This window comes from Maricaulis sp. ABE4_448 (genome assembly GCF_056160825.1).
Window position 1 is genome coordinate 137,751 of record NZ_JBSWXX010000003.1, and the last position, 22,671, is coordinate 160,421.

Below are 22,671 nucleotides of genomic sequence, written 5' to 3' on the forward strand. Positions count from 1 at the left end.
TATGGGCACAAGAACGACGGAGCCACATCGACGTGGTCGATATTTTCGAAGAAGTCGACGAAGAACTTCGCCGCGACAAGTATCAGGATTTATTGCGCAAGTACGGCCCCTGGGCCCTCGGCGGCGCGCTGGCGATCATCGCCGGTGCGGCTGGTTATCAGGGCTGGAACGCTTGGCGTACGGCGCAGCATGAGGCGTCGTCCGATGCCTATGTGTCTGCACTGCGTGCGGCCGAGGCAGGCAATTACTCCCTGGCATCGACCGGATTCGAGACGCTCGCCGACGATGGCGTTGGCGGCTATCCGGAGCTGGCCCTGCTGCAGCGCGGTTCGGTCGCGCTGGAAGAGGGGGATCGTGAAGCGGCTGCCGGCTTTTTCGACCGCGCTGCCCGCCAGGCGTCGGATCCTGTTATTCGCGACCTGGCCACGCTGAAATCGGTCTGGGCCCGGTGGGAAGCACTCAGCTTCAACGATATCGAGATCCGCCTGACGCCGCTGACCGGTGACACTTCGCCCTACCGCTTTCTGGCGCGCGAAGCGATTGCTGCGGCAGCGCTGCGCGATGGCAATCTCGAACGCGCCCGCGAGACTTACCAGCTGATCAGCTTCGGCTTCGACGCCCCGCAGGGCGTGCGGCAACGCGCCCAGGAAGCCCTGGCTGTGATTGCGAGCCGGTCGGCGATGCTGACACCGGACGAAGCCGCAGACGGCGATGCTGAAGCCAGCGTGCCGGCAGGCGACGCGACGGAAGCCCCGGCAATGGCCGGCGATGATGGAAATGACGCCGGGGAGCCAGGCGATGAATAGTGTCGAGCGTATCCGTAATCTTCTCGCCGTGGCGCTGATCGCGCCGCTGGCTGCCTGTTCGTCAATCCCGGACATTCCCAATCCGCTCAATGTGATTCCGGGCATCGGTGATGACGATGCTGACAATCTGAACGGCACGGCGCCGGACGATAACCGCGTTTCGATCATGTCGTTCGAGCAGGGGCTCCAGCTCGATACTGAAGCGGCGCCGGTCGATCTGCCGACAGCGTATGTGAACCAGGTCTGGCCGCAGCCGGACGGGTATCCGACCCATGCCCTGCAGCACACCCAGGCCAGCGGCCCCCTTGAAGTGGTCTGGCGCCAGAGCTTCGGTGAAGGCTCGGACAATAACCGCCGTATCATCGCGCGGCCTGTTGTCGCTGATGGCCGCATTTTTGCGATCGACGCCAATGGCGTGGTTTTCGCGCACGACGCCGATGACGGCGGTCGTCTTTGGTCGACGCGTCTGGAAGGTCCCAACCGGCGCGACCGCATGTCCTTCGGCGGCGCCGTGGCCTATGATAGCGGCCGTATCTACGCCCATTCCGGCTACAACTATTTCGTGGCGCTGGATGCCGAGAGCGGTGACGAGATCTGGCGTAGCGAGGTGCTGGTTCCCTTCCACGGGGCGCCGACCGTGGCCGATGGCCGCGTCTTCGTGACCAGCGACAATAACGAGCTTCTGGCCCTCGACGCTGATGACGGGGCGGTCATGTGGACCCATCCGGGCATCGTCGAGACAGCCCGCCTGCTGACCGCACCGTCCCCGGCCGTGCTGGGCGACCTGGTTATTGCGCCCTTCGCCTCGGGCGAACTTATTGCGCTGCGTGTGCAGAACGGCAATCCGATCTGGTCTGACAGCCTGTCCGGTTCGTCCCGCCTGACGGCCGTGTCCGAGATCAACGACCTCGCCGGCAGCCCGGTCATCATGGAAGATGCCGTCTATGCGATGAGCCATTCCGGTCTTCTGGTGGCGATCTCGCTGCGCACCGGTGAGCGTCTGTGGACGCAGCCGGCCGGCGGCTCCCAGGCGCCGTGGGTGGCGGGCAATTATCTCTTCGTCACCACGAATGAAGCCGAGATCGTCTGCCTCGACCGCCGCGATGGATCTGTTTTGTGGATAACGCAGCTTGAGCTGTTCGAGAATCCGAACAAGCGCCGGGACCGCATCGCCTGGACCGGCCCGGTGCTCGCGGGCGGGCGCGTCTTTGTGGCGTCCAGCGATGGTCAGGGCGTGGTGCTGAATGCCTATGATGGCGAAGTGCTGCGCGAGATGGACCTGCGTAACGACGTCTTCATCGGGCCCGTTATCGCCAACGAGACGATCTATGTTCTCACTGACGAGGCGCGGCTGATCGCGATCCGCTAACGGCAAATCGGGCGTTCAGCGGTTTTTTGTGATTTCATTCCGCGTGAAATTGCTCTAGGCGCTCGCCAATGACTGCATATCTTCCCCGCATCGCCGTCGTCGGACGGCCCAATGTGGGTAAATCCACCCTGTTCAACCGGCTGGCCGGAAAACCGCTGGCGATCGTCGACGATCGCCCGGGGGTCACGCGTGACCGTCGCGAGGCGCGCGGCCGGCTGGGCGATATGGAACTCCTGCTGATCGATACCGCGGGCTATGACGATGGCGAGAAGGCCGGTCTGGACGCTGAAATGCGCACCCAGACCGAGATTGCGCTCCAGGATGCCGATCTCTGCCTCTTCCTGATCGATGCCCGTACCGGCGTGACGCCACTGGACAGAAGCTTCGCCGATGTGATCCGCCGCTCGGGCAAGCCGGTCGTGCTGGTCGCCAACAAGTGTGAAGGCCGCTTCGGTGAGAGCGGGCTGATGGACGCCTACGGTCTTGGCCTGGGCGATCCGGTTCCGTTGTCGGCCGCCCATGGCAGTGGCATCGGCGATCTTTACGACGCTGTTGAAACAGGCTTGGGCGAGCACGCCGCGCGCGATGCCAAACGCTATCGCGATGATCAGGAGAAGCCGCCGCTGCGGATTGCCGTGATCGGCCGTCCGAATGCGGGCAAGTCGACGCTCATCAATGCGCTGATCGGCGAGGAACGCCTGATCACCGGGCCTGAAGCCGGTATCACGCGCGACGCGATCTCGATTGACTGGATGTGGGATGGCCGCCGGGTGCGCCTGCACGACACGGCCGGTCTGAGAAAACGCGGCAAGGTCAATGACCGGCTGGAGCGGATGAGCGCGGCCGACACGCTGCGCGCCGTGAAATTTGCCGAAGTCGTGCTGCTGATCGTCGATGCCGGCCACCCGCTGGAAAAGCAGGACCTGCACCTGGCCGACATGGCCTACAAGGAAGGCCGTGCTGTTGCGATCGCTGTTTCCAAGATGGACCTCGTGCACCAGCGCGACGCCTTCATCAAGGACATCCGGACCGAGTTCGAGCGGCTGCTGCCGCAGATGACAGGCGCGCCGATCGTGCCGATCTCCGCCCTCAAGAAGAAAGGGCTGGAGACGATCATGCCGGCCCTGTCGCGATTGCACACCGACTGGGATGCCAAGGTGAAGACCCGGGATCTCAATGACTGGCTGCACGAGATGATCGAGCGGCATCCGCCGCCCTCGATCAATGGCCGCCGCGTCAAGCCGCGCTATATAACCCAGACCAAGGGGCGTCCGCCGACCTTCGTGATGATGTGCTCGCGCGCCAGCGAACTGCCGGAAAGCTACAAGCGTTATCTGGTCAACGGGCTGCGCGAGGCCTTCGATCTGCCTGGCGTGCCGATCCGCCTGATCGTGAAAGCGGGCAAGAACCCTTACGCCGATGGCGAGCGCGGCGGCAGTGCGCCGGTCCGGGCCGGAGCACCGGCGCGGGCCAGCATGCCGCGCATCCGTCAAAAGCCCAAGGGGGCCGCCGGGTCGGTCAAGAAAGCCGGCAAGCCGGGCAAGGCGGCCGGGCCGCGCAAGCGCAGCTGACGGGAAGAGACATGGCCGGCCCTTTCTGCACGGCGCTCAGGACGTCTCCAGCCGGTATTTGCGGAACACCTCGCCCTCATAGCTGACCTCGCCCACCATCTCGGCGCCCAGCCGGGCCAGACCGCGCACATGGCGGCGTGAGGGTGGCAGCAGGAAGGTGACATGGGGGATGCGCGCATCGGTGCGGGCATAGGCGAGGGCCTTGCGGGTGATCGTGAGGCCGAGACCGAAATCCTGCGGCCGCAGCACCAGGCCATAATCCCAGTCCTCGCCTTCCTTCTGGAAGCCGCCCCAGCCGGCATAGCGCCCGGCTGCCAGGATCGCCCAGTGTCCCAGCCCGTCGCGTGCCCAGCACGCCTCCTTGGCGGCGATGAAGGCCGTGCAGGTCTCGATGTCCCACCCGTTTTTCAGCAGGGGCATGTGTTCGGCCAGACGCGGATCGGACATGTGGTCCAGGATCGCGTCAGGCGCGACCCCGGTCAGGCGTGTGAAGGTAATTTCAGGACGCTGAGGCATGCCGCCCAGCTAGCACCGGCCCGGGGCGACGGGAAGCCGGTGCATCACGCGCTCACGGCAAGTTGAGCGCTAACCCTCGAACCGCACAATCTCGCCGTGGCGGGCACAGTCCGGGCCGATCAGCTCGGCAACCAGCGGCCACAGGGCAGCCGGTTCGGGCAGGGATTGGGGATCCTCGCCCGGGAAGGCCTTGGCGCGCATCCGCGTGCGCATGGCGCCTGGATAGACGACATTGATGCGCAGGCTGGGCGAGTTCACATGCTCGGCAGCCCACGACTGGACAAGGGCGTCGAGACCGGACTTGGCGGCCGCATAGGGGCCCCAGAAGGCGCGGCGCGAGCTGGCAGCGCCGGAGGAGACAAACACGGCGCGGCCGGCATCCGAGCTCAGCAGCGGGCCTTCGAAGGCGCGGATCATGCGCGCCGGGGCGACAAGGTTCACACCCAGCACATTCTGCCAGGTCTTCGCCTTCACCTGGGCGGCCGGCGTCAGCTCGCCCAGCGCGCCGGCATTGGCGATCATGATGTCCAGCTTGCCCCAACGATCGGTGACGATCTGGCCGAGCTGCTCGATCCCGTCTTCCGACATCAGGTCCATCGGCACCAGCGTTGTGGTGCCGCCGGCGGCCTTGATGGCGTCGTCCAGCTCTTCCAGGGCGCCCTGTGTGCGGGCGGTGGCGATCACATGCGCGCCGGCCTTGGCCAGTTCCAGGGCCAGAGCCCGGCCAATACCCCGCGAGGCCCCGCTCACGAGAGCGAGGCGGCCTTTCAGATCGATGTCGGTCATGCGTCCACCAGAAGCGAGAGCTGGAATTCCTTGGCCGAGAGGTCCCGATCATGGTCGACGAGACGCGTCGGGTACTCGCCGGTGAAATAGTGGTCGGCAAGTTGCGGGTTGGCATCATTGCGCGCTTCACCGCAAACGGCCTGGTAAAGACCGTCGACAGACAGGAAGCCGAGGCTGTCGGCCTCGAGCTTGGCGGCCATTTCGTCGAGTTCCATGTTCGCGGCGATCAGTTCGGCCCGTCCGGCCATGTCGATGCCGTAGAAGTCCGGGAATTTGATGGGCGGGCAGGCCGAGCGGAAATGGACTTCGGACGCACCGGCCTCGCGCATCATGCGCACGATCTTCAGCGAGGTCGTCCCGCGCACGATCGAGTCGTCGATCAGCAGGACGCGCTTGCCGCGCACCACGGCGGCATTGGCCGAGTGCTTGCGGCGGACCGACAGGTCGCGGCGGTCCTGTGTCGGCTGGATGAAGGTCCGGCCCACGAAGTGCGAGCGGATAATCCCCAGTTCAAAGGGAATACCGGACGCTTCCGAATAGCCGATCGCGGCGGGCACGCCGCTGTCCGGCACGGGCACGATGACGTCGACATCGGCCGGGGTTTCCATCGCCAGCTGGCGGCCCATCTGCTTGCGGGCCTCGTAGACCGAGCGGCCGCCGATGATCGAGTCCGGGCGCGCGAAATAGATGTATTCGAAGGCGCAGGTACGGGCCGGATGGGCCGGGGCAAAGCGTTCGGAACGGATGCCGTCCTCGCTGACCACCACGGCTTCGCCGGGCTCGATATCGCGCACGAAACTGGCGCCGACCATGTCCAGCGCACAGGTTTCCGAGGCAAAGATCACCGCATCGCCCAGCGTGCCCATCACCAGCGGCCGGATGCCGTAGGGGTCACGCGCCGCGATCAGGCGGTCATTCACCAGCGCCACGAAGGCGAAGGCGCCCTGGACCTGTTTCAGCGCCTGCAGGACGCGATTGGTCAGCTTGGTCTTCTTCGACTGGGCGGCCAGATGCAGCACGACCTCGGAATCGGAGGTCGACTGGAAGATCGCACCGTGGCTGACGAGTTCCTCGCGCAGGACGCGGGCATTGGTCAGATTGCCGTTATGGGCAAGGGCGATGCCGCCGCCGCGCACGTCCGAATACAGCGGCTGCACATTGCGCAGCACGGATGCACCCTGGGTGGAATAACGGGCATGGCCGATCGCGACCCTGCCCGGCAGGCGTTGCGGCATGTCCGGCGAGGTGAAGTTCTCGCCGACAAGGCCGAGATAGCGCTCGATATGGAAACGCGACCCGTCATGGGTCGCGATGCCGCAGGCTTCCTGTCCACGATGCTGCAGGGCGTGAAGCCCGAGCGCGGTGAGAACACCGGCATCTACTGCATTGTAGACGGCGAAAACGCCGCATTCTTCCTGGGGGCGATCCGTCTCGGGATCGTAAGTGAGCGTGGCAGTTTGGGGGGTGGCCTGGCTCATCCGTCCTCGTCCTGGTCATCCGTGGTCGAACCGATGAGGTCATCTAGTCGGTTTCGGTCGCGGCTTCCATAGGAGCTGTCATTATTTCTTATTGTTTCTGCAATCGGGTCATCCTCGCCATAGGGCAGGGGACGGGTCTCGGCCAGCCGCGAGGTTTCCGGCGCCAGTGTCTGCAGGGCCCGGGCTGTCGCGCCGACCAGCGGATAGATGCGCGCCTGGGTCACCCAGGCCGGCGGTCGCCCGCTTTCACCCATCGTTGCGGCCATGAAGATCACACCGAGACCGAGCAGAACGAGGCCGCGCACAACGCCGAACACGAATCCCAACGTGCGGTCGACGACATTCACATCCTCGCCCTTGGCCAGCCCCTTGGAGAGCGAACTCGTCACGAAGGTGACGGCCAGATAGATCAGGATGAAGACCGCGGCGCCGACGGCGACGGGCGCCAGCCAGTCCGGATCGATGATTTCGCGGGCCGGGCCGATGAAAACCGGCAGGCTCCAGAGGGCGGCAAGCGAGGCGGCGACAAAGGCGGTCACCGACAGGGCTTCACGCACAAAACCGCGCACCAGCGCCAGCAGGCCAGAAATCAGCAGGATGGCGAGGCCGATCCCGTCGAAGGCACTCAGCGTGCTATCCATCCCTGCAACTCCTACTCTCCAGCCAGAGCCCGCAAAGTCTGCACCAATTCGAGCGCCGTGGCCACGCCAAGCACCCGCACGGGTGCGTTACCGTCGGCCGCTGCCTGGGGCGCGATGGCCGAGTCGAAGCCAAGCTTGGCGGCTTCCTTCAGCCGGGCCTCTGAGCGGCCGACAGGCCGAACATCGCCGGAAAGACTGATTTCTCCGTAAACGACACCCTTGCCGGGCAGCGCCACATCCATCGCCGAGGAGACAATGGCGGCGGCAACGGCGAGGTCGGCGGCCGGTTCGGTGATTTTCAGCCCGCCGGCGACGTTGAGGAAAATGTCGCGATTGGAGATATTGACGCCGCAACGCGCCTCCAGCACGGCCAGCACCATGGCGAGGCGTCCCGAATCCCAGCCCACCACAGCGCGGCGCGGCGTGCCGAAGGCGGCGGGCGCGACGAGGGCCTGGATTTCTGACAGGACCGGCCGCGTGCCTTCCATGCCGGCAAACACGGCGGCGCCGGGATTGGCCTCGGCGCGGCCATCGAGAAAGAGAGAGGAAGGGTTGGCGACTTCGCCGAGCCCCTTGTCGCCCATCTCGAACACACCGATCTCGTCCGTCGGACCGAAACGGTTCTTCACGGCACGCAGGATGCGGAACTGGTGCGAGCGCTCGCCCTCGAAATAGAGCACCGCATCGACCATGTGCTCGACCACGCGCGGTCCGGCGATCTGGCCGTCCTTGGTGACATGGCCGACCAGGATGACGGTGCAGTTCCGCTTCTTGGCAAAGCGGACGAGTTCCTGGGCGCAGGCGCGCACCTGGGCCACCGTGCCCGGTGCGGCCGCCAGCTGGTCGGTCCACAGCGTCTGGATCGAGTCGATCACGACAATGTCCGGCTTTTCCGATTTCAGCCCGTCGAGAATGTCGTTGAGCGAGGTCTCGGCGGCCAGCGCCACCGGCGCGTCGGCCAGGCCGAGCCTGCGGGCGCGGCGGCGCACCTGGTCGATCGCTTCCTCGCCGGAGATATAGATGGCGCGTGTATTCTGATTGGCCAGCTGCGCCATCATCTGCAGAAGGAGCGTCGACTTGCCGATGCCGGGATCGCCGCCGACGAGGATGGCCGAGCCGGGCACCAGCCCGCCGCCGGCGACGCGGTCGAGCTCGTCTATCCCCGAGCGCAGGCGCGGCGTTTCCGGGGTTTCAGCCCCGAGATCGACCAGCTCCAGCCGGGCTGCGCGGCCACGCTTTTTCGCGGCGGTTGCCTGTGTGCCCAGCGGCGCGGAAGGCGTTTCCTCGACCAGCGTGTTCCACTGGCCGCAATCATCGCACTTGCCCGCCCATTTGGGATGGACGGCGCCGCAGGATTGGCAGACATAGACGCTATCGGATCGGGCCATGTGGGTGTGTCTCCTTCTGTTTGCGCACAGTCAAGCAGGGGAGGGCGACAGAATGTGTCCGGGGTCAGCGCCGTTGGGCAGCCGGCTTGTAGATGCGGTGAAAGCGCAGGCCCAGACGGACCAGGAATTCGTAGGAGATGGTGGCCGCACTGTCGGCCATGTCCTCGATATCCCCGCCGAGGAAGCAGACCGGATGCCCCGGTGCGAGCGGTATATCGACATCGGTTACATCGACGCCGATCAGGTCCATCGAGACCCGTCCCAGGATCGGTACACGAATCTCGCCGATCCGGCCAAACCCGCCATTGCCGAAGGCGCGCAGCAGACCGTCGGCATAGCCGGCCGCGACGGTCGCGATGCGGCGGGGCGTGCCGGCCTCGAAGGTTGCGCCATAGCCCACGGTATCGCCGGGCCGCAGTGTGCGGATCTGCAGGATGGGGGCGTCGATCTCCACGGCCGGTTCGAAGGGCGAGGGATGGCCGGGTGCCGGAACCCCGCCGAACAGGGCGAGCCCCGGCCGCAGCACGTCGAAATGATAGTCCGGCCCCAGCAGCACACCCGCGGAATTGGACAGCGAGGCTGGAATGCCGTGAAAGGCCTCGCGGATGCGGGAAAAGCGTTCCAGCTGCCGCGCATTGAGCGGGTAGACGGGCTCGTCGGCGCAGGCGAGATGGCTCATGATCTGGCGTACATCGATGGCGTCCAGACGCGCCGGATTGGCGATCAGCGCATCGGTTTCCTCGGGGCCGAGGCCCAGACGGTTCATGCCGGTATCGAAATGCAGGGCACAGGGCAGATCCGGTGCCTGCTCGCGCAATTGTTCCAGCTGGGCGAGTTCGTTGATCACCGGGAAAAGCTCGGCATTGCGCAGGGCCGGCAGCTCGGCGGGCCAGAACCCGTTGAAGACATAGATGTCGGCCGGGCGTCCGGCGAGCGCCGTGCGGGCCTCGCGGCCTTCCGATGTGTGCGCGACATAGAAGGTGCGGCAGCCGGCATCGGCGAGGGCCGGCACCACTTCCATGGCGCCGAGACCATAGGCGTTGGCCTTCACCACGGCGCCGGCCTCGGCACCGGGTGCGAGGTCGCGGACCTTGCGGTAGTTCTGCTGGATGGTCGCCAGATCGATGATCAGGCGCGGAGCGGGTTCGGCGCGTGTATCAGTCGGACTCGTCGTCATAGCGCGTCTCGAGATCGGTGAACTTCGTCAGCATGCCATCAAAGTGGAGCTTTGCCGATCCGATCGGGCCGTGACGCTGCTTGCCGATGATGACTTCAGCGACTTTCTCAATCCGGCGGAACTCTTCTTCCCAGGCGAGATATTCCGGCGTGTCTTCGCGCGGCTTCTCGCGTTCCTTGTAATAGGCTTCCCGGTAAACGAACAGCACGACGTCAGCATCCTGCTCGATCGAGCCGGATTCGCGCAGGTCGGACAGTTGCGGTTTCTTGTCGTCGCGGTTTTCCACCTGGCGCGACAGCTGGGAGAGGGCGATCACCGGAACGGCGAGCTCCTTGGCCAGCGCCTTGAGATTCTGGGTGACTTCGGAGACCTCTTCCACGCGGCTGGCGCCGGCACGGGCGCGCGAGGAGGTGACCAGCTGCAGATAGTCGACCACGATCAGGTCGAGGCCATGTGTGCGCTTGAGCCGCCGCGCCCGGGCGGCGAGGGCGGAGATGGGCAGGCCACCGGTATCGTCGATATAGAGCGGCAGGCCCTGGATATCGAGCACGCCGTCGCGGATGTCTTCATACTGGGCCGCATCGATCGTGCCCTGGCGGATCATGTAGCCGGGAATGCCGGTATGGTCGGCGATCAGACGCGTGGCGAGCTGTTCGGCCGACATTTCCAGCGAGTAGAAGCCGACCACGCCACCATTGACGGTCTTGCGGCTGCCGTCGGGCTGTTCCTCGTACTGGTAGGCCTTGGCGATGTTGAAGGCGATATTCGTTGCCAGCGAGGTCTTCCCCATCGAGGGGCGGCCGGCGAGGATGATCAGGTCAGACGGGTGCAGTCCGCCCAGCTTGCGGTCCAGCTCTCTCAGACCCGAGGAGATACCGGCCAGCCCGCCTTCGCGTTCATAGGCCGCCGAGGCGGTCTCCACCGATTCCGCCAGCGCCTGCTTGAAGCTGACAAAGCCGCGCGAGGCCGAGCCTTCCTCGGCAAGATTGTAAAGCTGTTGTTCGATGTCCTGGATCAGGGCGCGGGCCTGGACCTCGGCATCGCCGCCGGCGGTATTGGCGAGATCGTGACCGATGCGGATCAGTTCGCGGCGCAGGGCCAGCTCATAGATGATCTTGGCGTACTCGACGGCGGCATTACCCGTCACTGCGCCTTCCATCAGGACGGCAAGATAGGTAGTGCCACCGATTTCGCGCAGCCCGTCATCGCGGTCGAACTGGGTTTTCAGCACGACGGCGTCGGCCAGCGAGCCGCGGCCGATCAGGTCGGCGGCCGTTTCATAGATGCGGCCGTGGACCGGGTCGTAGAAATGCGCCGGCTTCAGCCAGTCCGCGACCCGGTGATACATCTCGTTGTCATACAGAAGCGCGCCCAGAAATGCCTGTTCCGCATCCAGGTTGTGCGGTGCCGTATCGGCATTGGCAATTTCGGAGTCGTTCTCGACGAACGGCTGCAGCGCGGTGGTCATTCCGATGGTCCCCTTCACTTCGCCCGCAGGCGAAGGGCGGATCATTACCGGGCCGGATCGTCCGTGGCCACTGTCGAACACTGTCAGATGCAGCTGTCGGACCGGTCGGCGTTAACGATTGTTGATGGCTGTGGATAACGTCACGTCCGCCTTGCCTGTCATGGGTTTGTGCGACAGGGCAGGAGAGTTTCAGGAGCCGGAAAACAAGGGGTTGGATAGCCGGTTTATCCACAGTGTGACTGTCATGCGGCCCGGCGGGGGCGGAAAGGGGCTGTCGTGCGGAAGATCAGCACAATGGCGACCATCTGGATGACGGTCAGCCAGGCGCCGATCGCTCCGCCGTCATAATAGGGCAGGAAGGTCGACAGCACCCAGGCCGTCTTCGCGGCGACGAAGTGCACAAGGATGGCGGCAAAGGCCCAGCGGGAGCGGAACAGGGCCAGCACGGTGGCCAGCGCCGCGCCGGCAAAGGCGATGATAATCGCCGTTTCCAGCGGCCATTCGATCACTGGCCGCACATCCTCGAACGTCACATTCGGCTCCAGATCGACATATTCGTCGACCGGGAACACGTAGAGGCCGAGGATGAAATAGCCCTGCGACAGGGCGAGCAGGAAACACAGGAGCACGCCAAGCCAGCGTTCGACCAGACGGAAGACAGGCGGAAAACCCATTTGCATTTCCTCGGCACGGAAGCAGGTCCGGCCATCCCCTACAGCATCGTACGCTAGCGCGCGTCATCCGGATTGGCGATATCAAAAGAAAAAGGGCGGCCCGGCGGGCCGCCCTTTGATAATTCGGGAACCTGCAGTGCTTACTGCTCGGTTTCCTCGGTCTCTGCTTCATCGCCGGCCGTTTCGGCTTCCGCAGCCTGCTGGGCAGCCAGTTCCTGGCCTTCCTCGCTGGCTTCGAACAGGGCCGCGGCCTGGGCTTCGGCGATGGCACGATCTTCGTCGGCCTGGGCCGCGATCACGTCTTCACCGGCCGCCTGGCGCTCGGCTTCCTCTTCGGAACGGGCGACATTGATCGACACCGTCACGGAGACGTCGGCGTGCAGCTTGATGCGCACATCGTGGACGCCCAGCGTCTTGATCGGCGCGTTCAGCACGACCTGCGAGCGGGCCACCGAAGTGCCGCTGGCCGACACGATGTCAGCGATGTCGCGGGAGGTGACCGAACCGTAGAGCTGACCGCTCTCGCCGGCCTGGCGGATCATGACGAAGTTTTCGCCATCGATCGTTTCACCAGCCGTGGCCGCTTCTGCAGCGCGTTCGGCGTTACGCTTTTCCAGCGCATCGCGTTCGGCTTCGAAACGGGCCAGGTTGGCTTCGGTGGCGCGCAGCGCCTTTTCCTGCGGCAGCAGGAAGTTGCGGGCGAAGCCCGGACGCACGGAGACAACGTCACCCATGGCGCCAAGGTTTTCCACGCGTTCAAGGAGAACCAGTTTCATGTGTCAGTCCTCCCTCAATCGACCACGTACGGCAGCAGGGCCAGCTGGCGGGCGCGCTTGATGGCGCGGGCCAGTTCACGCTGCTTCTTCGCCGAAACCGCGGTGATGCGGGACGGCACGATCTTGCCGCGCTCGGACATGTAGCGGAGCAGCAGCTTGGGGTCCTTGTAATCGATCTTCGGCGCGTTTTCGCCGGAGAACGGGCAGACCTTGCGGCGACGCATGAACGGACGGCGTGCCGGCAGATTGGAAATGTTTCCGGAAGACATCTGTTAAGTCCTTTCTAGCTGCGCTCGCGACGGCCGCGACGATCGTCCTTCTTGGACAGGATCGCGGACTGCTCTTCGCTGTGCTCCTCGACGCGGACCGTCATGTGACGGATCACGTCTTCGGACAGGCGCTGGATACGGTCCAGTTCGGCAACGACATCCGCCGGGGCGTCCATGTCGATCAGGCCGTAATGGCCCTTGCGGGACTTGTTGATGCGGTAGGCAAGGTTGCGCAGACCCCAGTATTCGGTCTTGCCGGTCTTGCCGCCCTTCTCTTCGATCAGGGCTTTGGTCTCTTCGATGAGAGATTCCATCTGCGCCGGGGAAATGTCCGGACGCGCAATGAAGATGTGCTCGTAAAGTGCCATGTCGGCTCCCTTCATAAGCGGTTGCGGCGCACACCATGCCGAAGGGTCGGGCAGGTCTGCGGCGGCTCCGAACTCCCTGACCCTGCACCATGCAGGATCGACCGGAAGAACGGACCGCAACCAAGCGAAGCGCGGGCCTTACCCGAATTGAATGCACAGCGCAAGGCGCAAGCGCCCTTGCGCCCGGCCTCCCGCAGGAGGTATCGAGCGAACCCGAACAGATCGGCCATTTGAGAGTCGGGAAGGGAATACTCCATGAAATTTGCCTTTGTCTTCCCCGGTCAGGGCAGCCAGGCCGTCGGCATGGGTCAGGAACTGGCGGAGCGCTTTGCCAGCGCGAAGGCGGTGCTGGACGAAGTCGATGCAGCGCTGGGCCAGGACCTGTCGGGCCTGATGGCCAATGGTCCTATCGAAGACCTCACCCTCACCGAGAACGCCCAGCCGGCCCTGATGGCGGCCAGCCTGGCCGTGATGGCGGTGTTGAAGAGCGAGTTTGACGTAAACGTCAACGCCGCCGAATTCGTCGCCGGTCACAGTCTTGGCGAATATTCGGCCCTGGCGGCTGCCGGTGCGCTGTCGGTCAGTGATGCGGCGAAACTGCTCAAGCTGCGCGGTCAGGCCATGCAGAAGGCCGTGCCGGTGGGCGAGGGCACGATGGCGGCGCTTCTCGGCGCCGACGAGGATCTTGCGGCCCAGGCCGTTGCTGCGGGCGCCCAGGCGGGTGTCTGCGCGATCGCCAACGACAACGCGCCGGGCCAGATCGTGATCTCCGGGTCCGTCGCGGCTATCGATGCCGCCATCGCCAAGGCCGGCGAGCTGGGCCTGAAAAAGGCGATGAAACTGCCGGTCTCCGCACCCTTCCATTGCCCGATGATGCAGCCGGCCGCCGACGCGATGGCCGAAGCGCTCGCCGCGGCGACGATCAAGGCGCCCGTCGTGCCGGTGGTCGCCAATGTCACCGCGCGTCCGACCGATGATGTCGAGACGATCCGCCGTCAGCTGGTCGAACAGGTGACCGGCCGCGTACGCTGGCGCGAAAGCGTGTTGTGGATGGTCGAGGAGGCGAGTATCGGCACGCTGGCCGAGGCCGGTTCGGGCAAGGTGCTCACCACCATGCTCAAGCGTACCACCAAGGACGCCAATGGCGTTGCCCTCAATTCCGCCGACGATCTGGAAGCTTTCGCGGCAGCTCTCAAGGAGAACGCATGATGTTCGATCTTACCGGCAAGAACGCCCTCGTGACCGGTGCCACCGGTGGTCTGGGCAATGCGATTGCCCGCAAGCTGCATGCCCAGGGCGCGACCGTTGCCCTGTCCGGCACGCGCGAAAACGTGCTGCAGGAGCTCGCCGGCGAGCTGGGCGAGCGCGCCCATGTCCTGCCCTGCAACCTGTCCGACGCCGACGCCGTCGACGCCCTGCCCAAGCAGGCCGCCGAGGCGATGGGCGCGCTGGACATCCTGGTGGCCAATGCCGGCATCACCAAGGACCAGCTCCTCATGCGCATGAAGGATGAGGACTGGGACACGGTGATGCGCATCAATCTGGAAAGCTATTTCCGCCTGTCCCGTGCCGCCCTGCGCGGCATGATGAAGGCGCGTTGGGGCCGCATCATCGGCATCACCTCCGTCGTCGGCGTCACCGGCAATCCGGGCCAGACCAATTATTGCGCCTCCAAGGCGGGCATGATCGGCTTTTCCAAGTCGCTGGCCCAGGAAGTCGCAGCGCGCGGTGTGACGGTGAATTGCGTCGCGCCGGGCTTCATCGCCTCGCCGATGACCGACGCGCTGACCGACGACCAGAAGGCCGCCATCCTGACGAAAATTCCTGCCGGCGATCTGGGTTCGGGCGACGACATTGCCGCCGCCGTGGTCTATCTCGCCAGTTCCGAAGCCCACTATGTCACCGGCCAGACCGTCCATGTGAATGGCGGTATGGCGATGATCTAGCGGCAATATCCGAGCCTGCGGACACGGTGTCACATTCTGGCGTCCTGTCATTATGTGTGCTACGTGCCCGCGCATCTTGGGGAGGGGCCTTGTAATTGGGCACTTCCCGTCTTCTCCTGCACCGCTATAGTCTCGCGGTGATTCATTATGAGGGTCTGAAATGTCTGACGTTCTCGAGCGCGTTAAGAAAATTGTTGTCGAACATCTCGATGTCGAGGCCGAAAAGGTCACGGAAAACGCGAGCTTCATCGACGACCTGGGCGCTGACAGCCTGGACAATGTCGAACTGGTGATGGCGTTCGAAGAAGAGTTCGACATCGAAATTCCGGATGATGCCGCCGAGCACATCCAGACGGTCGGTGACGCCGTGAAGTTCATCTCCGAGAAGGTGGGCTAACGACCCCTTCATGCGTCGCGTCGTTGTCACAGGCATCGGGCTCGTCACGCCGCTGGGCTGCGGGCGGGAAGTCGTTTGGGAACGTCTTCTCGCCGGTCAGTCAGGGCTGGGTCCGATCGAACATTTCGAAACGGATGATCTGGCCTGCCGGATCGCCGGACTTGTTCCACGCAGCGACGGGCGCGGCGGCGGCCGTGAGGGCGATGCCGGGGTGTTCAATCCCGACGACGTCCTGAGCGCCCGCGATCGACGCCGGGTCGACGATTTCATCCTCTACGGGATTGCCGCCGCCGACGAGGCGATTGCCGACAGCGGCTGGACCCCCGGGACGGAAGACGAAAAGCAGCGCACCGGCGTCATGATCGGGTCGGGGATAGGCGGTCTGGAGACCACCTACCAGGCCTCGGTCGATCTGCACGAGAAGGGGCCGCGGCGCCTCTCTCCCTTCATCATTCCCGCCATGCTGATCAATCTGGTCTCCGGCCAGGTCTCGATCCGTCATGGCCTGAAAGGTCCGAACCACGCCGTGGTGACGGCCTGTTCGACCGGCGCCCACGCCATTGGCGATGCGGCCCGCCTGGTCGCGCGCGGCGATGCCGATGTGATGGTGGCCGGCGGTGCCGAAGCTGCCGTCTGCCGTCTGGGCATTGCCGGTTTCGTCGCCTGCAAGGCGCTTTCCACCGGTTTCAACGACACGCCTGAAAAGGCCTCGCGCCCCTATGATACCGGCCGCGACGGTTTCGTCATGGGCGAGGGGGCCGGCATTGTCGTGCTGGAAGACTATGAGCATGCCAAGGCGCGCGGCGCGAAAATCTACGCCGAAGTGACGGGCTATGGCCTGTCCGGCGACGCCTATCACATCACGGCGCCTGCCGAGGATGGCGATGGCGGTTTCCGCTCCATGTCCGCCGCGCTGAAGGATGCCGGGCTCGCGCCGGGCGATATCGACTATGTCAATGCGCACGGCACCTCGACGCCGCTGGGCGACGAGATCGAGCTGCGCGCCGTCGAGCGCCTGTTCGGCGACAGCGCTGACGGGCTGGTCATGTCATCGACCAAATCGGCGATCGGCCACCTTCTGGGTGCGGCCGGTGCGGTGGAATCGATCTTCTCGATCCTGGCGATCCGCGACGGTGTCTGCCCGCCCACGCTGAACCTGGACAATCCATCGGTCGAGACCGCGATCAACCTGGCGCCCAAGGCCGCCGTGAAAAAGCCGGTCCGCGCCGCCCTGTCGAACTCTTTCGGATTCGGCGGGACCAACGCGTCCGTGGTATTCGTCGCCGCAGAGTGACGCCTGTCGGGGAAATGTGAATGAGCGAGACGCCTGCGCCGAAGCCCGGAAACGGGCTGGCGAAATTCTTTATCGGATTGCTGGTGGTTCTCGTCGTGCTGGCGCTCGGTGCGCTGGGCGCGCTCTATGGCGGTTATAAATGGCTCGAGGCCGAGTTCGCCGAGCCGGGCCCGGCTGCTGAAGAGACCGTTATCCTCCTGCCGCGTGGCGCCGGGCTTATCCGCATTGCCCAGCAGCTGGAAGACGAGGGCGTGATCACCGATCGCCGCATCTTCCGCGTCGCCGTCACCCTGGACGAGGGCGACCGGGCGCTGCGTGCCGGCGAGTACCGCATCCCCGCCGGTGCCTCCATGGCCCAGGTCTACGAACGCCTGCGCTCCGGCCAGACCGTGCAGCATCCCGTCACCTTCGCGGAAGGCCTGACCAGCGCGATGATCGTGGCCGTGCTCAACGAGGTCGAGGTGCTGACCGGCGAGATTACCGACATCCCCGCCGAGGGCACGCTGTTGCCCGAGACCTATCTGGTCACCCGCGGCACGCCGCGCCAGGAGGTCATCGACCGCATGGCGGCTGCCCAGACGGCGCTGCTCGACGAGCTGTGGCCGGCCCGCGCGGAGAACCTGCCTTTCGATACGCGCGAGGAGGCGATCATTCTCGCCTCGGTCGTGGAGAAGGAGACGGGTGTCGCGTCCGAGCGCCCGGAAGTGGCGTCCGTTTTCGTCAACCGGATGCGGCGCGGCATGCGGCTGGAGAGCGATCCGACCATCATCTACGGCATCTCGCGCGGCGAGGCGCTGGGCCGCGGTCTGCGCCGCTCGGAAATCGACAATACCGAAAACGCCTGGAATACCTACCAGATCGCCGGCCTGCCGCCGACGCCGATCGCCAATCCGGGCCGCGAGAGCCTGGCCGCCGTGCTCAACCCGGCCGAGACGAGTGCGCTCTTCTTCGTCGCCGACGGTACGGGCGGCCATGTCTTTGCGGACACCTATGCCCAGCACCTGCGCAATGTGGCGCAATGGCGCCGGATCGAGCGCGAGCGCCGCTCGAACGGGGGCCGGTGATGGGCGTACTGTCCGGCATGACGGGGTTTGCCCGCTGCGACGGCGTGGCGGACAACTGGCGCTGGAGCTGGGAAGCGCGCAGTGTCAACGGCAAGGGGCTGGACGCGCGTTTCCGGTTTCCGCCCGGTCTCGACCGTCTCGAAAGCAAGGCCCGGGAGCTGGCCAAGGCGCGGTTCAACCGTGGCAATATCCAGGCCACGCTGACGCTGAAGCGGGAAGGGGCTGCCTTGGCAGTCGCGATCGATCAGGATCGGCTGTCCGCGCTGCTCGCGGCCAGCCAGCCCTATATCGAAGCGGGCCGTGTTTCGCGGCCGAGCTTCGGCGATCTGCTGCAGATTCCCGGCGTCCTGTGCGGCGAGGAAGGTGCGGTGCCGGATGAGGCGCTCGACCAGGCGATCCTCGACGGGCTGGATGCGGCGCTCGCGGCGCTCGAGACCGCCCGCCGCGAAGAGGGCGCGGCTCTCGCCCCGCTGCTTGCCGGCCATATCGACGAGGTTGAACGGCTGACCGCTGATGCGGCGGCCTGTTCGGCTGTCCGTATCGAGAGTATTCGCGACCGTCTGGCCGCGAAATTCGCCGAGCTGCTGGAGGGTGACCTGCCCGAGGAGCGCCTCGCCCAGGAAGCCGCCGCGCTGGCCGTGAAAATGGACGTGCGCGAAGAGCTGGACCGCCTGCAGGCGCATATCGGCTCGGCCCGCGATCTGATGGCGGCGGGGTCCCCGACCGGCCGCAAGCTCGACTTCCTGTCGCAGGAGTTTAATCGCGAAGCGAACACTCTATGCTCGAAGTCTTCCGATTCTTCACTCACGCAGATCGGCCTGGCGATCAAGAACGCCGTCGATCAGTTCAGGGAGCAGGTACAGAATGTCGAGTGACGGCCATTCCGGACCGATTTTCCGCGGCCGCCGCCGGGGTGTTCTTCTGGCGCTGTCCAGCCCGTCGGGCGCGGGCAAGACGACGCTGTCCAAGCGCCTGATCAGCCAGAACCCCGATGTCATTCTGTCCGTGTCGGCCACGACCCGCGATCCGCGCCCCGGCGAGGTCGACGGTCAGGACTATCACTTCATGACCGTGGACGACTTCAAGGCGAAGGCGGCCGGGGGCGAGTTCTTCGAGTGGGCGGAAGTGTTCGGCCGCTATTACGGCACGCCGAAAACACCGGTGATGGATGCCGTTGAAGAGGGCCGCGACGTGGTCTTCGACATCGACTGGCAGGGGGCCCGTGCGATCGCCGAACAGGCACCGGAAGACACGGTGCGTGTCTTCATCCTGCCGCCCTCGCTGGCACTGCTGGAAGAGCGTCTGCGCAAGCGCGGCCAGGATACGCCGGAGATCATCAAGGGCCGCATGGACCGCGCCAAGGACGAGATCTCGCACTGGCACGAATACGACTACATCATCGTCAATGACGACTTCGCCCGGGCGCTGGAAAAGCTCAGCCTGATCCTGCACGCTGAACGTCTCAAGCGCACCCGCCATCCCTGGCTCGACGACTTTGTCGACGCGATCATGGATGAGGAATAGGCGATAGGGCTTCAGCTCTTTGCGGCACGCCAGGCTTCGGCGAGCCGCCGGAACCCGGCGACATCCACCGTTTCCGCCCTTGCGCCCGGATCGATGCCGGCTGCGGTCAGCAGATCTTCTGCACTGGCGTTCGTCTGTCCGGCGGCCTGGGCCAGGCTGCGGCGCAGCGTCTTGCGGCGCTGGCCGAAGGCCGAGGCCGTGACAATGCCCAGCGCCTCGACATCGGCGAAGCGCTTGTCCTCCGGCAGCGGATCCAGCACCACGACAGCGCTGTCGACCTTGGGCGGCGGGGTAAAGGCCCGGGCGGGCACTTTCAGCCCCATGCTGACCTCACAGCGCGCCTGGGAGATCACGGCGAGGCGGCCATAGGCCTTCGTGCCCGGCGCCGCGACGACGCGGTCGGCAACCTCGCGCTGGAACATCAGCACCGCGCGTGACCACCAGACCGGCTCGGCTTCGAGCCATTTGATCAGCAGCAGCGTGCCGACATTATAAGGCAGGTTGGACAGGATGATCCGGGCGCCGTCCCGCGGCAGGCTGGCATCCTCGTCGACCTTGAGGGCATCGGCCTCGATGATGTCGAGACGGCCGCCGCTGGCCGTGCCGATCTCGCCCAGCGCGCCCAGGAAGCGGCTGTCCTTTTCGATCACGGTCAGGGTTTTCGCGCCCGCGGCCAGGATGGCGCGGGTCAGCCCGCCCGGCCCGGGACCGATCTCGACGGCGTGGGCTGCCGACATGTCGCCTGCCAGGCTGGCAATCTTGCCGGTCAGGTTGAGGTCCAGCAGGAAGTGCTGACCGAACGCCTTGTTGGCGCCCAGGCCATGGGCGGCGATGACATCGCGCAGCGGGGGCAGGGCATCGAGACTCATCGGCGATGCTCCGCAATCTCTGCGGCCTGGCGGATCGCCGCGATGAGGCTGTCGGCGCGCGCCACGCCCTGTCCGGCAATCGCGAAGGCGGTGCCGTGATCCGGCGAGGTCCGAACGATCGGCAGGCCGAGCGTGATGTTCACCCCGCCATGGAAATCCAGCGTCTTCACCGGGATCAGGCCCTGATCGTGATAGAGGCACACCGCGGCATCATAGTGTGCGCGGGCCTCGGCGTGGAACATCGTGTCCGGCGGCAGCGCATCGGTGATGCCGATCCCTTCGGCGCGCAGGGCGGCGGCAGCGGGATTGATGATCTCGATCTCCTCGCGGCCCAAGGCTCCGCCTTCGCCCGCATGCGGGTTCAGGCCGGCCAGGGCGAGCCGCGGCGCGGCAATCCCGAAATCGCGGACAAGCGCATGATGGGTCAGGCGGGCGATCCCGGCGATCCGTTCGGCGGTCAGGGCTGCGAGGGCGTCGCGCAGGGAGAGGTGGATCGTGGCCAGAACCACGCGCAACCCGCCGCCGGACAACATCATGGCGGGGCCGCGCGGCCCGTCGACCGGTGCAGCGGCCGTCAGCTCGGCGAGATACTCGGTGTGGCCGGGAAAGCTGAATCCGGCCTCGTAGAGTACGGCTTTGGAGATCGGCGCGGTCACCAGGGCCGAGGCCTTGCCGTCGCGGCACAGGGCGACACCAGTCTCGATTGCGGACGTGACAGCGCGCGCATGAGCCGCATCGGGCTGGCCGGGGGTGACCGGTTTGGAACAGGTGTGCGGTGTCGAGAAAACGGCAAGACGGTCGCCGGGAAGCTGGGCGTCCGGAGCGTCGACAAGGGCTGGCCCGGGAAGGCCGAGCCGGGCAGCAGTGCTTGCAAAAACGGCAGGGTCGCCAAGGGCGAGCAGCGGGGCAGACGCCCCCAGTTCCGCCCGGGCTTTCAGGATGATCTCGGGGCCGATCCCGGCCGGATCACCCATCGAAACGACGATGGGTGAGCGTGGTTTCATCACTCGCGGATCTCGATGGTCGCGTCGCGGCGCAGATCGCGCAACCAGCGGCGGGACAGGAGCGACAATTGCTGGCCGCGCAGCTGCGACTCGACATCGTCACGGCTGGGAACGCCAGGGCCGGTGATGGCGCGGTCGCACACGATCAGGGCGGTCAGGCCGGCGGGCGTATCGAGTACGCCGGTATTTTCCCCGGCATCAAGCGGTTCCAGTGCCTGACGGATTTCGTCGCGCATGGCATCGGCACCGATACTGCCCAGCGGCGTATGAATCGCCCCGTCAATCTGCCCGGCAATCGCTTCTCCGGCATCGCACTGGGGAGCGTCCCGCAGTGCGCGCTGCAGGCGTTCGCGGGTGTCTTCGGAAATCGCACTTTGTGGCACCGTAATCTGTACCAGATCGTATTGCAGCGACGTTGTGCCGTCGCGTACGGAAACCAGCGCGATGACCATGAAGCCGCCCGGCACCTGGACCGGGTTGGACAGGGCGCCACGGCCACCGGATTGTTCGAACTGCCGGCGCATCTGCGGCATGATCGCGGCGACTTCCGGCTGAAGTTCGGACAGCGAAACCCAGCCGATCTCGCCATTGGCGGCGGCCGAACTCGCATCGGAAAACTGTCGCGCCAGTTCCGGGAAGGAGGCGCCCTGCTGCAGCTGGTTCATGACCGCGATCACGCGCTGCAGGGTTTCCTGTTCCTGACCGGGGCGGCGCACTTCGAAGAACATCTCGTAGATGTAGAATTGCGGCTGAGACGCGCTGGCGACCAGACGGTTCAGCGCCAGTTCTATCTGCTGTTCCGAGATACGAATACGCGAGCCGTAACGGCCATTGACGAGGATCTGCCAGGCAATCTCCGCCTCGATCTGGCTGCGCAGGGTCGACGGATCAATGCCGGAATTCTGGAGATCGGCGAGAATTTCGTCGAGCGTTGTGTTGTTCCGGGCCGCGAGTTCCAGCAGCGAGTTGTTGATCTCGGCGTCCTCGACCTCGAGCTCATACTCCCGGGCGGCCTGCATCTGCAGTTGCTCGTCGATCAGGCCGCGCATGGCCTCGTCCTGCACCCGGGCCAGTGTCTCCTCGTCGATCTGCGACATGCGGGAGGTTGAAATGATCAGACGCATCCGGTTGCGCACATCGACCGTTGTGATCGGTTCGTCATTGACGAGCGCGGCAACGCCTTCCGTCGTCTGGGCGTGTGCAGCGCCGGCAAGCACAATGGCGGGCAACACCGTCAGGGCGGCAAGCAGGGCGAAGACGAAGTTCTTGGCGGTCATAAGCAATCG

General features: G+C 65.4%; 24 protein-coding genes. 10 read left to right on the top strand and 14 right to left on the bottom strand.

What is annotated here, in order from left to right; translation table 11 throughout:
* Nucleotides 1–32: 32 nt before the first annotated feature.
* From ACXAJV_RS09755 to der, 3 genes are all read left to right on the top strand, one after another.
* On the top strand, nt 33–806 hold the full coding sequence (locus ACXAJV_RS09755) for a tetratricopeptide repeat protein (protein WP_475084745.1): 774 nt from the start codon (nt 33–35) through the stop codon (nt 804–806).
* A complete protein-coding gene (locus ACXAJV_RS09760) occupies nt 799–2,175 on the top strand; it encodes an outer membrane protein assembly factor BamB family protein (protein WP_475084747.1) in 1,377 nt (458 codons plus the stop codon). The genes ACXAJV_RS09755 and ACXAJV_RS09760 overlap by 8 nt, the downstream gene beginning before the upstream one ends.
* Nucleotides 2,176–2,243: 68 nt before the next feature.
* Complete coding sequence (gene der, locus ACXAJV_RS09765) at nt 2,244–3,746, top strand: ribosome biogenesis GTPase Der (protein WP_475084749.1); 1,503 nt, start codon at nt 2,244–2,246, stop codon at nt 3,744–3,746.
* A 36-nt stretch (nt 3,747–3,782) separates the two neighbouring features.
* Here der and ACXAJV_RS09770 read toward each other — a convergent pair whose 3' ends face one another.
* The 11 genes from ACXAJV_RS09770 to rpsF form a co-directional block, all read right to left on the bottom strand.
* Complete coding sequence (locus tag ACXAJV_RS09770) at nt 3,783–4,262, bottom strand: GNAT family N-acetyltransferase (RefSeq protein WP_475084751.1); 480 nt, start codon at nt 4,260–4,262, stop codon at nt 3,783–3,785.
* A gap of 69 nt (nt 4,263–4,331) precedes the next feature.
* Nucleotides 4,332–5,048, bottom strand: coding sequence for an SDR family NAD(P)-dependent oxidoreductase (locus ACXAJV_RS09775; protein WP_475084754.1), 717 nt, complete (start codon nt 5,046–5,048; stop codon nt 4,332–4,334).
* Entirely contained in the window at nt 5,045–6,526 is a 1,482-nt protein-coding gene (purF, locus tag ACXAJV_RS09780) for an amidophosphoribosyltransferase (RefSeq protein ID WP_475084757.1), read from the bottom strand. Before purF ends, ACXAJV_RS09775 begins: the two co-directional genes overlap by 4 nt.
* Nucleotides 6,523–7,167 (bottom strand): CvpA family protein, encoded by a 645-nt coding sequence (locus tag ACXAJV_RS09785; protein WP_348507696.1) that lies wholly within the window; start codon nt 7,165–7,167, stop codon nt 6,523–6,525. The genes purF and ACXAJV_RS09785 overlap by 4 nt, the downstream gene beginning before the upstream one ends.
* Nucleotides 7,168–7,178: 11 nt before the next feature.
* Nucleotides 7,179–8,555 (bottom strand): DNA repair protein RadA, encoded by a 1,377-nt coding sequence (gene radA / locus ACXAJV_RS09790; protein WP_475084760.1) that lies wholly within the window; start codon nt 8,553–8,555, stop codon nt 7,179–7,181.
* A 64-nt stretch (nt 8,556–8,619) separates the two neighbouring features.
* Entirely contained in the window at nt 8,620–9,732 is a 1,113-nt protein-coding gene (alr, locus tag ACXAJV_RS09795; protein ID WP_475084763.1) for an alanine racemase, read from the bottom strand.
* A complete protein-coding gene (locus ACXAJV_RS09800; protein ID WP_475084765.1) occupies nt 9,713–11,200 on the bottom strand; it encodes a replicative DNA helicase in 1,488 nt (495 codons plus the stop codon). Before ACXAJV_RS09800 ends, alr begins: the two co-directional genes overlap by 20 nt.
* 242 nt (nt 11,201–11,442) lie before the next feature.
* The gene (locus ACXAJV_RS09805; protein WP_475084767.1) at nt 11,443–11,874 is read right to left on the bottom strand and encodes a hypothetical protein; all 432 of its coding nucleotides are present in this window, start codon (nt 11,872–11,874) and stop codon (nt 11,443–11,445) included.
* A gap of 140 nt (nt 11,875–12,014) precedes the next feature.
* Complete coding sequence (gene rplI / locus ACXAJV_RS09810) at nt 12,015–12,650, bottom strand: 50S ribosomal protein L9 (protein WP_475084769.1); 636 nt, start codon at nt 12,648–12,650, stop codon at nt 12,015–12,017.
* Nucleotides 12,651–12,664: 14 nt separating this feature from the next.
* On the bottom strand, nt 12,665–12,919 hold the full coding sequence (gene rpsR / locus ACXAJV_RS09815; RefSeq protein ID WP_138510340.1) for a 30S ribosomal protein S18: 255 nt from the start codon (nt 12,917–12,919) through the stop codon (nt 12,665–12,667).
* Nucleotides 12,920–12,933: 14 nt separating this feature from the next.
* Nucleotides 12,934–13,287 (bottom strand): 30S ribosomal protein S6, encoded by a 354-nt coding sequence (rpsF, locus tag ACXAJV_RS09820; RefSeq protein WP_475084770.1) that lies wholly within the window; start codon nt 13,285–13,287, stop codon nt 12,934–12,936.
* 255 nt (nt 13,288–13,542) lie between these two features.
* Between rpsF and fabD the strand changes: the two genes are divergently transcribed.
* The 7 genes from fabD (at nt 13,543) to gmk (ending at nt 19,512) form a co-directional block, all read left to right on the top strand.
* A complete protein-coding gene (gene fabD / locus ACXAJV_RS09825) occupies nt 13,543–14,496 on the top strand; it encodes an ACP S-malonyltransferase (RefSeq protein WP_475084772.1) in 954 nt (317 codons plus the stop codon).
* A complete protein-coding gene (fabG, locus tag ACXAJV_RS09830) occupies nt 14,496–15,233 on the top strand; it encodes a 3-oxoacyl-[acyl-carrier-protein] reductase (RefSeq protein WP_475085455.1) in 738 nt (245 codons plus the stop codon). Before fabD ends, fabG begins: the two co-directional genes overlap by 1 nt.
* A gap of 160 nt (nt 15,234–15,393) precedes the next feature.
* Nucleotides 15,394–15,630 (top strand): acyl carrier protein, encoded by a 237-nt coding sequence (locus ACXAJV_RS09835; RefSeq protein ID WP_271187710.1) that lies wholly within the window; start codon nt 15,394–15,396, stop codon nt 15,628–15,630.
* Between the two features lie 10 nt (nt 15,631–15,640).
* Nucleotides 15,641–16,924, top strand: a complete 1,284-nt coding sequence (fabF, locus tag ACXAJV_RS09840; protein ID WP_475084774.1) for a beta-ketoacyl-ACP synthase II — start codon at nt 15,641–15,643, stop codon at nt 16,922–16,924.
* 20 nt (nt 16,925–16,944) lie between these two features.
* Nucleotides 16,945–17,988, top strand: a complete 1,044-nt coding sequence (gene mltG / locus ACXAJV_RS09845) for an endolytic transglycosylase MltG (protein ID WP_475084776.1) — start codon at nt 16,945–16,947, stop codon at nt 17,986–17,988.
* Nucleotides 17,988–18,863, top strand: coding sequence for a YicC/YloC family endoribonuclease (locus ACXAJV_RS09850; RefSeq protein ID WP_475084779.1), 876 nt, complete (start codon nt 17,988–17,990; stop codon nt 18,861–18,863). Before mltG ends, ACXAJV_RS09850 begins: the two co-directional genes overlap by 1 nt.
* Entirely contained in the window at nt 18,853–19,512 is a 660-nt protein-coding gene (gmk, locus tag ACXAJV_RS09855) for a guanylate kinase (protein WP_475084782.1), read from the top strand. The genes ACXAJV_RS09850 and gmk overlap by 11 nt, the downstream gene beginning before the upstream one ends.
* Nucleotides 19,513–19,523: 11 nt before the next feature.
* Here gmk and rsmA read toward each other — a convergent pair whose 3' ends face one another.
* From rsmA to ACXAJV_RS09870, 3 genes are read right to left on the bottom strand one after another with little or no spacing between them, the layout of a single operon-like run.
* The gene (gene rsmA / locus ACXAJV_RS09860) at nt 19,524–20,381 is read right to left on the bottom strand and encodes a 16S rRNA (adenine(1518)-N(6)/adenine(1519)-N(6))-dimethyltransferase RsmA (protein WP_475084785.1); all 858 of its coding nucleotides are present in this window, start codon (nt 20,379–20,381) and stop codon (nt 19,524–19,526) included.
* Nucleotides 20,378–21,385 carry a 4-hydroxythreonine-4-phosphate dehydrogenase PdxA gene (gene pdxA / locus ACXAJV_RS09865; RefSeq protein ID WP_475084787.1) on the bottom strand — a complete coding sequence of 336 codons (1,008 nt, stop codon included), beginning with the start codon at nt 21,383–21,385 and terminating at the stop codon, nt 20,378–20,380. Before pdxA ends, rsmA begins: the two co-directional genes overlap by 4 nt.
* Complete coding sequence (locus ACXAJV_RS09870) at nt 21,385–22,662, bottom strand: peptidylprolyl isomerase (protein ID WP_475084788.1); 1,278 nt, start codon at nt 22,660–22,662, stop codon at nt 21,385–21,387. Before ACXAJV_RS09870 ends, pdxA begins: the two co-directional genes overlap by 1 nt.
* Nucleotides 22,663–22,671 lie beyond the last annotated feature (9 nt).

Bases quoted from the DNA above. Each gene is read 5' to 3' on its own strand.
- fabG (WP_475085455.1), top strand. From the start codon at position 14,496: ATGTTCGATCTTACCGGCAAGAACGCCCTCGTGACCGGTGCCACCGGT.
- der (WP_475084749.1), top strand. From the start codon at position 2,244: ATGACTGCATATCTTCCCCGCATCGCCGTCGTCGGACGGCCCAATGTG.
- rpsF (WP_475084770.1), bottom strand. From the start codon at position 13,287: ATGGCACTTTACGAGCACATCTTCATTGCGCGTCCGGACATTTCCCCG.
- ACXAJV_RS09760 (WP_475084747.1), top strand. From the start codon at position 799: ATGAATAGTGTCGAGCGTATCCGTAATCTTCTCGCCGTGGCGCTGATC.
- fabD (WP_475084772.1), top strand. From the start codon at position 13,543: ATGAAATTTGCCTTTGTCTTCCCCGGTCAGGGCAGCCAGGCCGTCGGC.
- ACXAJV_RS09835 (WP_271187710.1), top strand. From the start codon at position 15,394: ATGTCTGACGTTCTCGAGCGCGTTAAGAAAATTGTTGTCGAACATCTC.
- ACXAJV_RS09850 (WP_475084779.1), top strand. From the start codon at position 17,988: ATGGGCGTACTGTCCGGCATGACGGGGTTTGCCCGCTGCGACGGCGTG.
- ACXAJV_RS09805 (WP_475084767.1), bottom strand. From the start codon at position 11,874: ATGGGTTTTCCGCCTGTCTTCCGTCTGGTCGAACGCTGGCTTGGCGTG.
- pdxA (WP_475084787.1), bottom strand. From the start codon at position 21,385: ATGAAACCACGCTCACCCATCGTCGTTTCGATGGGTGATCCGGCCGGG.
- purF (WP_475084757.1), bottom strand. From the start codon at position 6,526: ATGAGCCAGGCCACCCCCCAAACTGCCACGCTCACTTACGATCCCGAG.
- fabF (WP_475084774.1), top strand. From the start codon at position 15,641: ATGCGTCGCGTCGTTGTCACAGGCATCGGGCTCGTCACGCCGCTGGGC.
- ACXAJV_RS09785 (WP_348507696.1), bottom strand. From the start codon at position 7,167: ATGGATAGCACGCTGAGTGCCTTCGACGGGATCGGCCTCGCCATCCTG.
- ACXAJV_RS09770 (WP_475084751.1), bottom strand. From the start codon at position 4,262: ATGCCTCAGCGTCCTGAAATTACCTTCACACGCCTGACCGGGGTCGCG.
- ACXAJV_RS09800 (WP_475084765.1), bottom strand. From the start codon at position 11,200: ATGACCACCGCGCTGCAGCCGTTCGTCGAGAACGACTCCGAAATTGCC.
- gmk (WP_475084782.1), top strand. From the start codon at position 18,853: ATGTCGAGTGACGGCCATTCCGGACCGATTTTCCGCGGCCGCCGCCGG.
- ACXAJV_RS09775 (WP_475084754.1), bottom strand. From the start codon at position 5,048: ATGACCGACATCGATCTGAAAGGCCGCCTCGCTCTCGTGAGCGGGGCC.
- alr (WP_475084763.1), bottom strand. From the start codon at position 9,732: ATGACGACGAGTCCGACTGATACACGCGCCGAACCCGCTCCGCGCCTG.
- radA (WP_475084760.1), bottom strand. From the start codon at position 8,555: ATGGCCCGATCCGATAGCGTCTATGTCTGCCAATCCTGCGGCGCCGTC.
- ACXAJV_RS09870 (WP_475084788.1), bottom strand. From the start codon at position 22,662: ATGACCGCCAAGAACTTCGTCTTCGCCCTGCTTGCCGCCCTGACGGTG.
- mltG (WP_475084776.1), top strand. From the start codon at position 16,945: ATGAGCGAGACGCCTGCGCCGAAGCCCGGAAACGGGCTGGCGAAATTC.
- rplI (WP_475084769.1), bottom strand. From the start codon at position 12,650: ATGAAACTGGTTCTCCTTGAACGCGTGGAAAACCTTGGCGCCATGGGT.
- rpsR (WP_138510340.1), bottom strand. From the start codon at position 12,919: ATGTCTTCCGGAAACATTTCCAATCTGCCGGCACGCCGTCCGTTCATG.
- rsmA (WP_475084785.1), bottom strand. From the start codon at position 20,381: ATGAGTCTCGATGCCCTGCCCCCGCTGCGCGATGTCATCGCCGCCCAT.